This window comes from Streptomyces sp. NPDC088915, assembly GCF_044749825.1.
Lineage (GTDB): Bacteria > Actinomycetota > Actinomycetes > Streptomycetales > Streptomycetaceae > Streptomyces.
In genome coordinates, this window is the sequence record NZ_JBIVIR010000006.1 from 165,718 (window position 1) to 178,173 (window position 12,456).

The window sequence follows — 12,456 nt, forward strand, 5'->3', positions numbered from 1 at the left end:
TCACGCTCGGCCCTCCGCATCCGGACACGTCCAGGGGGACTCCCGTGAAGCGCACCACCCGTGCCACCCGTACCGCTCGTACCGCTCGTACCGTCCGTACCGCTCGTACCGTCCGCACCGCCGTCTCGGCCCTGGCCGTCACCGGCCTCGCCCTCGGCCTCGGCGCCTGTTCGGAGGCCGCGGAGAAGGCCGTCGACCAGGTCGACAAGTCCGTGAACGAGACCTACGAGGTCACGTACGAGGTCAGCGGCAGCGCGGTCGAGTCCGTCGACTTCCACGCCGGCGGCGGCACCGCGATGGAGCCGAAGATCGAGTCGGAGAAGAAGCCCGCCACCCCGTGGAAGAAGACGGTGACGCTGAAGGGCATCATGCCGCCGGCCGTCATGCCGGTCTCGCTCAACCCCTCCGACCTCACCTGCAAGATCACCTACAACGGCAAGGTCATCAAGGAGGCCAAGGCCGAGCAGGCGATGGCGGGCGGCTGCGTCGCCGTCTCCCCGGTCGTCGGCTGACCCCCGCCGGGACCGGAGGGTGCGTCAGCCCCTCCAACCACCCCTGACCAGCGGTGACATCGGATTGTCAGTGGCATGGTGCACGGTGGATCGCACAGCAGGTCGAACGATCTGGAGGGGGATCCATGCCCGTGCCCGAAACCATCGCGAAGCCCGGTGACGGTGCCGAGACGGACACCGCGCCGGGCCGGCCGCAGGCCTCCACCGAGGTCCTGCGGCCGCACGCCGAGCACGCCTTCGCCGCCGAACTCGCGGCGCTCGCCGCGGCCGACGACCGGCCGCGGCCCGCCCGCTGGCGCCTCTCGCCCGGGGCCGTCGCCACCTACCTCCTCGGCGGCACGCTCCCCGACGGGACCGTGATCACACCCAAGTACGTCGGTCCGCGCCGCATCGTGGAAGTCGCCGTCACCACCCTCGCCACCGACCGGGCGCTGCTCCTCCTCGGTGTCCCCGGCACCGGCAAGACCTGGGTCTCCGAGCACCTCGCCGCCGCCGTCAGCGGCGACTCGACCCTCCTCGTCCAGGGCACCGCCGGCACCCCCGAGGAGGCGATCCGGTACGGCTGGAACTACGCCCGGCTCCTCGCCCACGGCCCCGACCGGGAGGCGCTCGTGCCCAGCCCCGTCATGCGGGCCATGTCCCGGGGCGCGACGGTCCGCGTCGAGGAACTCACCCGCATCCCCGCCGACGTCCAGGACACCCTCATCACGGTCCTGTCCGAGAAGACCCTGCCCGTGCCCGAGCTGGGGGAGGAGGTGCAGGCCGTCCCCGGCTTCAACCTCATCGCCACGGCCAACGACCGGGACCGGGGCGTCAACGAGCTCTCCGGCGCGCTGCGCCGCCGCTTCAACACGGTCGTGCTGCCGCTGCCCGCCACCCCCGAGGACGAGGTCGGCATCGTCGCCCGGCGCGTCGAGCAGCTCGGGCGCTCCCTGGAACTGCCGGTCCCGCCGGACGGGGCGGCCGAGATCCGCCGGGTCGTCACCGTCTTCCGCGAGCTGCGGGACGGGGTCACCGCCGACGGGCGCACGAAGCTCAAGTCCCCCTCCGGGACGCTCTCCACCGCCGAGGCCATCTCCGTCGTCACGGGCGGCCTCGCCCTCGCCGCCCACTTCGGCGACGGCGTCCTGCGCCCCGCCGACGTCGCCGCCGGCGTCCTCGGCGCCGTCGTCCGCGACCCGGCCGCCGACCGGGTCGTCTGGCAGGAGTACCTGGAGACGGTCGTCCGGGAGCGGGACGGCTGGAAGGACTTCTACCGCGCCTGCCGGGAGGTGGGCGCGTGACGCCGCCCGCCGCCACGGCCTCCGTCGGGGTTCCGGGGGGAGCCCGCGCTCCGCGGACGGGTCCCGGCGGCCCCCTGCTGCTCGGGGTGCGGCACCACGGGCCCGGGTCCGCGCGGGGCGTGCGGGCCGTCCTCGACGCGGAACGGCCCGCCGCGGTCCTGATCGAGGGGCCCGCCGAGGCCGACGCGCTGGTGGAGCTCGCGGGGGACCCGGGCATGCGGCCGCCCGTCGCCCTGCTCGCCCACGCCGTGGACGACCCCGGGCGGGCCGCGTTCTGGCCGATGGCCGAGTTCTCGCCCGAATGGGTCGCGATCCGCTGGGCCCTGGACCGGGGCGCCGCCGTCCGGTTCGTCGACCTGCCCGCCGCGCACACCCTCGCCGCCGACCCCACCTGGGACGACGCCGAGGAGGCCGCCGGGGACGGAGTGCCGATCGACCCCGTCGCGGAACTGGCCGGGGCCGCCGGGTACGAGGACGCCGAGCGGTGGTGGGAGGACGTCGTCGAACTGCGCGGCGACGGCGACCCCGCCGCACCGTTCCGGGCCCTCGCCGAGGCCATGGGCGCCCTGCGCGAGGCGTACGGACACGGCGGCCACCCTCGCGACCCCGTCCGCGAGGCGTACATGAGGCTCCGGCTGCGGGAGGCCCGGAAGGAGTTCGGGGACTCCGTCGCCGTCGTCTGCGGCGCCTGGCACGTCCCCGCCCTCGCCCTGCGCACCACCGTCGCCGCCGACCGGGCCCTCCTCAAGGGGCTGCCCAAGGTGCGGACCGAGGCGACCTGGGTCCCCTGGACCCACCGCAGGCTCGCCCGCCGCTCCGGCTACGGCGCCGGCATCGACGCCCCCGGCTGGTACCGCCACCTCTTCACCGCCCCCGACCGGCCCGTCGAGCGCTGGATGACCGAGGTCGCCGGTCTCCTCAGGGCCGAGGACCGCCCCGTCTCCTCCGCCCACGTCATCGAGGCCGTCCGGCTCGCCGAGTCCCTCGCCGCGCTGCGCGGCCGCCCGCGGCCCGGCCTCGACGAGACGATCGACGCCGTCCGCGCCGTCCTCTGCGACGGCTCCGACGTGCCGCTCGCCCTAGTCCGGGACCGCCTCGTCGTCGGGGACGTCCTCGGAGAGGTGCCCGACGGCGCCCCCGCCGTCCCCCTCCAGCGCGACCTGAGCCGCCGTCAGCGCTCCCTCCGCCTCAAGCCCGAGGCGCAGGAGCGGGAACTCGCCCTCGACCTGCGCAAGGAGACGGACGGCGACCGCAGCCGCCTGCTGCACCGGCTGCGGCTCCTCGGCGTCCCCTGGGGCGAACCGGTCGCCGGCCGCACCGGCACCGGCACCTTCCGCGAGACCTGGCGACTGCGCTGGGAGCCCGAGCTCCACGTCCGGGTCGCCGAGGCGGGCGTCTGGGGCACCACCGTCGAGGCCGCCGCCACCGCCAGGGTCACGGCCCGCGCCCTGACGGCCGGCGACTCCGCCGGGGCCACCGACCCGACCGTCTCCCCCCGCCCGGCCACCGCCACCGGCCCGGCCGCCTCCCCCCGCCCGACCGCTACCGGCCCCTCCCTCTCCACCACCCCTGCCGCCTCCACCGGCCCCGCCGTCACCCGCCCGATCACCACCACCCGCCCGGCCGCCGCCTCCACCGGCTCCGCCGCCTCCCCCCGCCCAGCCGCTCCCGTCCGTCCCATCGCCCCTGACGGCCCCGCCGCCCCCCTCACCCTCGCCGACGTCGCCGTTCTCGTCGAGGACTGCCTCCTCGCCGGGCTCACCCGTGCGCTTCCCGTCGTCATGCGGGCGCTCGCGGACCGGGCCGCGCTCGACGGTGACGTCGTCCATCTCGCGCGCGCCCTCCCGGCCCTCGCCCGCGCCCTGCGCTACGGCGACGTCCGGGGCACCGACGCCGCCGCCCTCGGGGAGGTCGCCGCCGGGATCGCCGAGCGGATCTGCGTCGGCCTGCCGCCCGCCTGCGCCGGACTCGGCGCCGACGCCGCCGCGTCCCTGCGCGAGCGGATCGACGAGGTCCACCAGGCCCTCGGCCTGCTCCCCGACGCCACGGGGATCCGCGAGCGCTGGGCCGGCGTCCTGCACCGGATCGCCGCGCACGACCGGGTGCCCGGCCTCCTCCGGGGCCGCGCCGCCCGACTCCTCCTCGACGAGGAGCGGATCCCCGACGACGGGGCCGCCCTCCTCATGAGCCGCGCCCTCTCGCCCGGCACCCCGCCGTCCGACGCCGCCGCCTGGATCGACGGCTTCGCCGGCGCCGCCGCCGACGGCGGACTGCTCCTCGTCCACGACGAGCGCCTCCGCGGCCTCGTGGACGCCTGGCTCACCTCCGTACCGGCCGAGGCGTTCACCGACGTCCTGCCCCTGCTGCGCCGCACCTTCTCGGCGTACGAGCCGGGCGTGCGCCGCACCCTCGGGGAGCTGGCCGCCCGGGGGCCCGGGTCCGGCCGCCCGAGCGCCTCCGCGCCCGGCGCGCCCGGGTTCGCCCCCGCCCCCGACCCGGAGCGCGCGGACGCCGTCCTCCCCCTCCTCCACCTCGTCCTCGGCACGGAGGTCCCCGCATGATCCGTACGACTCCCACGACTCCCACGACCTCCGACCCCGCCGACGAGCGGCTGCGCCGCTGGCGGCTCGTCCTCGGCGGGGGCGACGCCGACGGCACCGGGCGCGCGCTCACCGGGACCGACGCCGCCGTGGACGGAGCCCTCGCCGCCCTCTACGGGCGGAACCCGGACGACCGCGACGGCACCGGACGGAGCCGTACGGGCGGCCTCGGCGCCTCCGCGCCCTCCGTCGCCCGCTGGCTCGGCGACATCCGCACGTACTTCCCCGCCTCCGTCGTCCAGGTCATGCAGCGCGACGCGATCGACCGGCTCGGCCTCGCCGGCCTCCTCCTGGAGCCGGAGATGCTGGCGGCCGTCGAGCCCGACGTGCACCTCGTCGGCACCCTCCTCTCCCTCCGCGAGGCCATGCCCGAGACCACCAGGGAGACCGCCCGCGCCGTCGTGCGCAAGGTCGTCGACGACCTGGAGAAGCGCCTCGCCGCCCGCACCCGCGCCACCCTCACCGGCGCCCTCGACCGCTCGGCCCGCACCGCCCGCCCCCGCCACCGGGACATCGACTGGGACCGCACGATCCGCGCCAACCTCAAGAACTACCTGCCCGAGCACCGCACGGTCGTCCCCGAGCGGCTGATCGGGCACGGGCGCGCCGCCCGGGGGGTGCGCAAGGAGGTCGTGCTCTGCGTCGACCAGTCCGGCTCCATGGCCGCCTCCGTCGTCCACGCCTCCGTCTTCGGCGCGGTGCTCGCCTCCATGAGGTCGATCGCCACCCGGCTCGTCGTCTTCGACACCGCCGTCGTCGACCTCACCGACCGGCTCGACGACCCGGTCGACGTCCTCTTCGGCACCCGGCTCGGCGGCGGCACCGACATCAACCGCGCCCTCGCCCACTGCCAGGCCGGCATCACCCGCCCCGCCGACACCGTCGTCGTCCTGATCAGCGACCTGTACGAGGGCGGTGTCCGCGACGGGATGCTGAAGCGGGTCGCGGCGATGCGGGACTCCGGCGTGCGGTTCGTGGCCCTGCTCGCGCTCTCCGACGAGGGCACCCCCGCCTACGACCGCGACCACGCGGCGGCGCTCGCCGCGCTCGGCGTCCCGGCCTTCGCCTGCACCCCCGACCTGTTCCCGGAGATCATGGCCGCCGCCCTGGAGAAGCGCCCCCTGCCGATACCCGCCTGATCGCGGAGGCGCTCCGGGGTGCGGAATCCGTCGTCGCGGACCACCCGCACGGGTGGCCGGAGGGACACTGAGTTCCATGTCACAGCGGCCCCCGGACGCCCCTCACCCCGCCGCCCCGCGGGCCGTGAGCGGCCGGGACCCCAAGCCCCGCCTGCCACGACCGCCGCGGACGGCCGCCCCGCGACCCCCGCGGGCCGCGCCGTCGCCCCCACGGCCTGTGACCCGTATCACCGCTCTCCTGTGATCTGCGATTTAGGGACCCACGGCACACGGCGATAACCTGCGAGACGGACATGCCGCGTCCACGGACACCGTGTACGCCTCCCTTGTGACAGAGCAGTCACGTTGCCCTCCGCGGCACGCCCACGCAGACAACGAACCGCGATCATCAGAAAAGGGACGGACGCGCGTGGACCTGTTCGAGTACCAGGCGAGGGACCTCTTCGCCAAGCACGGTGTACCGGTGCTGGCCGGTGAAGTCATCGACACGCCTGAGGCGGCGCGCGAGGCCACCGAGCGTCTTGGCGGCAAGTCGGTCGTCAAGGCGCAGGTGAAGGTCGGCGGCCGCGGCAAGGCCGGCGGCGTGAAGCTGGCCGCCACCCCGGACGAGGCCGTCGCCCGCGCGACGGACATCCTCGGGATGGACATCAAGGGCCACACGGTCCACAAGGTGATGATCGCCGAGCTGTCCCCGGAGATCGAGGCCGAGTACTACGTCTCGTACCTCCTCGACCGCACCAACCGCACCTTCCTGGCCATGGCCTCGGTGCAGGGCGGCATGGACATCGAGGAGGTCGCGGAGAAGACCCCCGAGGCCCTCGCGAAGGTCCCCGTCAACGCCAACGACGGCGTCACCCTGGAGAAGGCCCGCGAGATCGTCGCCCAGGCGAAGTTCCCGGCCGACGTCGCCGAGGGCGTCGCCGAGGTCCTGGTCACCCTGTGGGACACCTTCGTCGCCGAGGACGCCCTCCTCGTCGAGGTCAACCCGCTGGTGAAGACCAAGGACGGCCGCATCCTGGCCCTCGACGGCAAGGTCTCCCTCGACGAGAACGCCGACTTCCGCCAGCCCGAGCACGAGGCCCTGGAGGACAAGGCGGCGGCCAACCCGCTCGAGGCCGCGGCCAAGGCCAAGGGCCTCAACTACGTCAAGCTCGACGGCGAGGTCGGCATCATCGGCAACGGCGCGGGCCTGGTCATGTCGACCCTGGACGTCGTCGCGTACGCCGGTGAGGACCACGGCGGCGTGAAGCCGGCCAACTTCCTCGACATCGGCGGCGGCGCCTCCGCCGAGGTCATGGCGAACGGCCTGGAGATCATCCTGGGCGACCCGGACGTCAAGTCCGTGTTCGTCAACGTCTTCGGCGGCATCACCGCCTGCGACGAGGTCGCCAACGGCATCGTCCAGGCCCTGGAGCTCCTCGCCTCCAAGGGCGAGGAGGTCACCAAGCCGCTGGTCGTGCGCCTCGACGGCAACAACGCCGAGCTGGGTCGCAAGATCCTGTCGGACGCCAACCACCCGCTGGTGCAGCGCGTGGACACCATGGACGGAGCGGCCGACAAGGCCGCCGAGCTCGCGGCTGCGAAGTAAGGGACGAGGGACACCAGAGCCATGGCTATCTTCCTCAACAAGGACAGCAAGGTCATCGTCCAGGGCATGACCGGTGCCACGGGCATGAAGCACACCAAGCTCATGCTGGGTGACGGCACCAACATCGTCGGCGGCGTGAACCCGCGCAAGGCCGGCACCAAGGTCGACTTCGACGGCACCGAGGTCCCGGTCTTCGGCACCGTCGCCGAGGCCATCAAGGAGACCGGCGCCAACGTCTCGGTCCTCTTCGTGCCGCCGGCCTTCGCGAAGGCCGCCGTCGTCGAGGCCATCGACGCCGAGATCCCCCTCGCGGTCGTCATCACCGAGGGCATCGCCGTCCACGACTCCGCCGCGTTCTACGCGTACGCCGTGGAGAAGGGCAACAAGACCCGCCTCATCGGCCCGAACTGCCCCGGTCTCATCACCCCGGGCCAGTCCAACGCCGGCATCATCCCGGGCGACATCACGAAGCCGGGCCGCATCGGCCTGGTCTCGAAGTCCGGCACGCTGACGTACCAGATGATGTACGAGCTCCGTGACATCGGCTTCTCGTCCGCCGTCGGCATCGGTGGCGACCCGGTCATCGGCACCACGCACATCGACGCCCTGGCGGCCTTCGAGGCCGACCCGGAGACCGACCTGATCGTCATGATCGGCGAGATCGGCGGCGACGCCGAGGAGCGTGCGGCCGACTTCATCAAGGCCAACGTCACCAAGCCGGTCGTCGGCTACGTCGCGGGCTTCACCGCGCCCGAGGGCAAGACCATGGGCCACGCCGGCGCCATCGTCTCCGGCTCCTCCGGCACCGCCCAGGCGAAGAAGGAGGCCCTGGAGGCCGCGGGCGTCAAGGTCGGCAAGACCCCGACCGAGACGGCCAAGCTGGCGCGCGCGATCCTCGCGGGCTGACGCCGCCACCACCGCACAGCGAGTGGGCCCCGCCCCCTCCCGGGAAACCGGGAGGGGGCGGGGCCCACTCGCTGTACGGGGCGGAGCAGGCTGCTAGCCGGCCACCGGGACCAGGCGCTCGGGGCCCGGGTTGGGCTCGGAGCGCAGCCGGTCGCGGAGCTGCACGTCCTCGGGCCTGAGCTTCTCCGGGCCGCCGCGCACCGGCACCCCGTTGACGGTCTCGCCGGGGGCGTTCACCGGGATGTACCGGGTCGGCGCCGTCACCGCCGTGAAGCCGGTCATCACGACGAGGGCCGCCGTCACGCCGACCACCGCCCGCGTCCAGGCGCGGGCCCGGTGCTCGCTGCCGGTCCGGACCGCGCGGGCCGCCGGGAGCGCCGCCGCCTCCGTGACCGGCGCGTTCAGCCGCCGGCGCAGTTCCTCCGGGTCGGCGAGACCGGGATCCCGCCGCGCGAGGACCGTGCGCGCGTGCAGCAGCCGGTGGGCGGCGGCGGGGGTGCTCGCCTCCGTCTCGGCCGCCGTGTCCGGCAGGTCGAGGCCGAGACCGTCGTAGAGCAGCACGGTGCGGCGGTACGGCGGCGGCAGTTCGAGCAGCGCGGAGACCAGCTCCCGTTCCCCCCGGCCCGTCTCGGCCGCCGGGGCGTCGGGGTGCTTGTGGGCGCGGCGCAGCCGGTGCCAGGGGGAGAGGGCGTACTCGTACGCCGTCGCCCGCACCCAGCCCACCGGGTCCGCGTCGACCGCGACCTCGGGCCAGCGGTGCCACGCCTGCTGGAAGGCGCGCTCGACGGCCTCCCGGGCGAGCGCCCGGCGCCCGGTGAGCAGACAGGCCTGGTGGACGAGGCCGGGGGCGGCGTGCGCGTAGAGCGCGTCGAACGCCTCCTCGGGGGTGAGACCCGGCACGGCGACCGGGCCCCCGACCGGTTCCACCGTCTCCGGTGCCTCCGGTTTCAGGCGCTCCGACGGCATGGAGACGCCGTCACCGGCCGGTACGGGAGGAAGGACCCGCGTCGACTCGGCGTCCCGCTCGGCCGCGTCCCCGGAGATGCTCCCGGCGGCACTCCCGGACCGGTCGCCGGCGCGGGGCCGGGAGGAAACCGGGGAGGAGGGGGCCGAAGGAGTGAGACCGGCGGTCTCGGAGGCCGGTTCCGGGCCGGGAGCCGGTTCCGGACCGGAGGCCGGTTCCGGGCCGGGAGCCGCTTCCGGGCCGGAGGCCACTTCCGGACCGGGAGTCGGTTCCGTCCCGGGGCGCCGTGCTTCCGCCCGCCCCGCTTCCGTCTTCCCGGCGGGGCTCGGGGGAGCGGACGGGGACGGGCCGTCGGGGCCGTCCGCGCCGAGCAGCCGCGCGTACGCCTCGCGCTTGCGGCCCCGGGGCGCCGAGCGCCCCGTCTCCCACGCCTTGACCGTGGCTTTCGTGACGCCCATGGCCTCGGCGACCTGCTCCTCGCTCAGGGCGAGGGCCTCGCGCAACCTGCGCCGCTCCTTGGGGGTCGGCAGGGTGACGGAGGTGCTGGAATCCGCGGTGCTCCGGCTCATGGGCGTCGACCTCCCGCAGAGCTTCTCTGGGCGGAAAAGTACATAAACGTATCTTGAGCGACACAACGGATGTTTGCCTGTTACGCGGCGAAAGCGCGTGTCGTTGGGAGCATGGCCCCGTGACCCACGTGACCGAACACCCCCTGGTCCAGGGCGGCCGTTCCGCCGCGCTCGCCGCCGCCTGCGTCCGGGGCGGGGTCGCCGCCGGACTCGGCCTCGGCGGCCTCGCGGTCCTGGTGATCGCGGCCTGGATCAGCTCCCCGTTCCCCGACGGCGGCCCCGGCGACGTCCTCCACGCCGCCACCGGGCTCTGGCTGCTCGCCCACGGCGTGGACCTGATCCGCACGGACACCCTCTCCGGCCCGCCCGCGCCCCTCGGCGTCGTCCCGCTCCTCCTGACCGCCCTGCCCGTCTGGCTCGTTCACCGGGCCGCCCGCGACACCCTCGACCGGAGCACCGCGGGCCGGGACCGGCCGCGCCCCTCCCCGAGCGGCGCGATCGCCTCGGTGGCCGGGGGATACCTGCTGGTCACGGCGGTGGTCGTGCTCTACAGCGAGAGCGGTCCGCTGCCCGCCGACCTGACCACGGCCGGGCTCTGGCCGCCCGCCGTCGTCGTCGGCGCGGCGGGGGCGGGGGTCTGGACGGCGCTCGGCCGCCCCTTCCCCGGGCAGCGGTGGGTGGTCCTCCCGCGCGCGGCGGGGCTCGGGCTCGTGACGCTGCTCGCCGGCGGCGCGGCGGCCGTGGCGGCCTCACTGGTCCGGCACGCGGACCGGGCGCAGGCCGTGTTCCTCGGCCTGGCGGGGGAGTGGTCGGGACGGGCCGTCGTCCTGCTGCTGGTCCTGGCGCTGCTGCCGAACGCGGCCGTGTGGGGCGCCTCGTACGGCCTCGGGCCCGGCTTCGCCCTCGGCACGGGCGCCCTCGCGACCCCGCTGGGCCTCGCCGGGGAACCGGCCGTACCGCCCTTCCCGCTCCTGGCCGCGGTGCCCGCCGAGGGGCCCGGCGGCGGGCTCCAGTGGGCGGTCGTGGCGGTCCCGCTGGTCGCGGCCCTGCTCCTGGGCCACCGGGTGGGCCGCTCGGCGCGGACCTGGACGGCCCGGGACACGGCGCTGACGGCGCTGGGCGCGGCCGGGGCGTGCGGGGCGGCCGTCGCCGCCCTCGCGGGCGCGGCGGGCGGCCCGGTCGGCTCCGGCCGGCTGTCCGCGTTCGGCCCGGTGTGGTGGCAGGCGGGCGGGGCGGTGGTGCTCTGGGGGGCCTGCGCGGGCGTTCCGGCGGCCCTGGGGGTACGGGCCTGGGGCCGCCGCGTCCCGCGGGCGGAGCGCGTACCGGCTCCGGCCCCCGCCCCGGACCTCACGGCGGGGGAGACGGCGACGGGCGCCGCCGGCCGCAAGCTCCTCCCGAAGTGGGTACGGCGCCCGGCCTGGAGCCGGAACCCGATCCCGCACCTCGACCGGGTCCGCCTCCGGCGGACCGGAGCGGCGACCGGGGCCCCGGCCTCCGGCGGCGGTTCGTACGGCGACCCGTACGGCGACCCCTTCGGCGACACCGGCTACGAGCCGTACGACTTCCTCCCGGCGGCCTGGGAGCCCTCCCCGGCGCTGAAACCGGAACCGGAACCGAAACCGGAACCGCAGCCCCAGCCGCAAACACGTCCGGGGCCGGATCCGAAAACGGACCCGACCCCGGACGCGAAGGACTCGGAGGACTCCAAGGCCTCCAAGGACTTCAAGGGCTCCAAGAGCTCCGAGAACTCGGAAGACCCCGAGGGCCCCGGCGCGTAGGCCCCGCCTACTCCCGGACTCCGAAGCCCGCCCGCAGCGGCTTCGGCAGGAGGTCGTTGCAGGCCAGCTCGCCCGCGTGGGTGAGGGCGTCGTCGCGGCACTCGTAGAAGTCGCGGTAGACGAGCTGCAGGGTGAAGCCGCCCGCCACGATCGCCAGGGCCACGGCCGAGGCGACCAGACCGCTGATCGCGGCCGTCCGCATCGCCCGCGCCGGGGCGGCCACCGGCGAGGCGCCCTGCCCCTGCGCCGGAGTCCGTCCCGAGGGCTGGGACGCCGGCTGTGACGTCGGCGACACCGCACCGGCCCCGGCGGCCCCGCCGGTTCCGTCCGCCGCCCGCTGCCCGTCCTGCTTCGGCTCGGTCCGCAGCGAGCTGATCCCCCAGTAGAGGCCGAGGGCGCCGAGGAGCAGCGCCAGCTCCGGGATCTCGAAGAGGGCGAAGAAGAAGGCCCACATGCCGGCGAGGATCGCGTACCGCGCCCGCCGCTGCGCCGGGTCCGTCGGGTCCCAGCGGAGCTTCGGGCCGCCCCCGGTCCCGCCCTGCTCCGGCCCGCCCTGCCCGCCGTCCTGACCGCCCTGGCGCTCGGGTCCGCGGCCGAAGCCGTCCTGGGAGGGGCCCGGCTGGCGCGGGCTCCAGCGGCCGTCGGACGGCCCCGGGGCGTCCGGGGTCCCGGACGCGTCGTCGTCCGAGCCCTCCGGCCGCCGCGGCTGCCACGGCTGATCCGGCCGCCCCTCGGGCGGCGGCGCGAACGGGTTGTTGTCGTCCGTGGACTGGCGTTCCGGCATCTGCTGAACGTCTTCCCTCTGTCGTCTCGACCACGGCCGCACCCGTGGTCTCCGCTGCTGTCTCGTGCTGCCCGGCACTGCTTCGTGCGCTTCGTACCGCTTCGTACTGCTTCGTGTCGTCTCGTCCGCGTACGTCCGCCGCGCCGTCCGGCCCCCGGCCCGGCCCCGGTCCGTGACCGGTCCGGTGCGCGTCCGGCGTCGGACCCTGACGCTACCGCCCTGCCCCGCCCCCGTCCCGCGGGGGCCGTCCGGTGTGCCGGTATCGTTGCTGACGGTCGAGCCATTCGTAGGGTTCCCCGTATCGAGCGGCACGATTCGTTCGTACGACCGCAC

The 12,456-nt window shown here is 75.5% G+C and carries 9 protein-coding genes; 7 read left to right on the forward strand and 2 right to left on the reverse strand.

Translation table 11 applies throughout. The features are described 5' to 3' along the window. Positions 1-44: 44 nt before the first annotated feature. The 6 genes from ACIP5O_RS13245 (at position 45) to sucD (ending at position 8,028) form a co-directional block, all read left to right on the forward strand. On the forward strand, positions 45-512 hold the full coding sequence (locus ACIP5O_RS13245; RefSeq protein ID WP_401292248.1) for an MmpS family transport accessory protein: 468 nt from the start codon (positions 45-47) through the stop codon (positions 510-512). A gap of 125 nt (positions 513-637) precedes the next feature. Then, positions 638-1,795 carry an AAA family ATPase gene (locus tag ACIP5O_RS13250; RefSeq protein ID WP_401292250.1) on the forward strand — a complete coding sequence of 386 codons (1,158 nt, stop codon included), beginning with the start codon at positions 638-640 and terminating at the stop codon, positions 1,793-1,795. Then, on the forward strand, positions 1,792-4,356 hold the full coding sequence (locus ACIP5O_RS13255; RefSeq protein ID WP_401292251.1) for a DUF5682 family protein: 2,565 nt from the start codon (positions 1,792-1,794) through the stop codon (positions 4,354-4,356). The genes ACIP5O_RS13250 and ACIP5O_RS13255 overlap by 4 nt, the downstream gene beginning before the upstream one ends. Beyond that, a complete protein-coding gene (locus tag ACIP5O_RS13260) occupies positions 4,353-5,534 on the forward strand; it encodes a VWA domain-containing protein (RefSeq protein ID WP_401292254.1) in 1,182 nt (393 codons plus the stop codon). The genes ACIP5O_RS13255 and ACIP5O_RS13260 overlap by 4 nt, the downstream gene beginning before the upstream one ends. 409 nt (positions 5,535-5,943) lie before the next feature. Continuing rightward, positions 5,944-7,122: an ADP-forming succinate--CoA ligase subunit beta gene (gene sucC, locus ACIP5O_RS13265; RefSeq protein ID WP_125662210.1), complete on the forward strand. Its 1,179-nt coding sequence runs from the start codon at positions 5,944-5,946 to the stop codon at positions 7,120-7,122. 21 nt (positions 7,123-7,143) lie between these two features. Further along, on the forward strand, positions 7,144-8,028 hold the full coding sequence (gene sucD, locus ACIP5O_RS13270; protein ID WP_121833822.1) for a succinate--CoA ligase subunit alpha: 885 nt from the start codon (positions 7,144-7,146) through the stop codon (positions 8,026-8,028). A gap of 93 nt (positions 8,029-8,121) precedes the next feature. Here sucD and ACIP5O_RS13275 read toward each other — a convergent pair whose 3' ends face one another. Beyond that, a complete protein-coding gene (locus tag ACIP5O_RS13275) occupies positions 8,122-9,561 on the reverse strand; it encodes a helix-turn-helix domain-containing protein (RefSeq protein ID WP_401292257.1) in 1,440 nt (479 codons plus the stop codon). Between the two features lie 119 nt (positions 9,562-9,680). On the opposite strand from ACIP5O_RS13275, the gene ACIP5O_RS13280 reads away from it, so the two are divergent. After that, positions 9,681-11,339, forward strand: coding sequence for a DUF6350 family protein (locus ACIP5O_RS13280; protein WP_401292260.1), 1,659 nt, complete (start codon positions 9,681-9,683; stop codon positions 11,337-11,339). Between the two features lie 7 nt (positions 11,340-11,346). On the opposite strand, the gene ACIP5O_RS13285 is transcribed toward ACIP5O_RS13280, so the two are convergent. Then, positions 11,347-12,123: a hypothetical protein gene (locus tag ACIP5O_RS13285; RefSeq protein WP_401292262.1), complete on the reverse strand. Its 777-nt coding sequence runs from the start codon at positions 12,121-12,123 to the stop codon at positions 11,347-11,349. Positions 12,124-12,456: the final 333 nt, after the last annotated feature.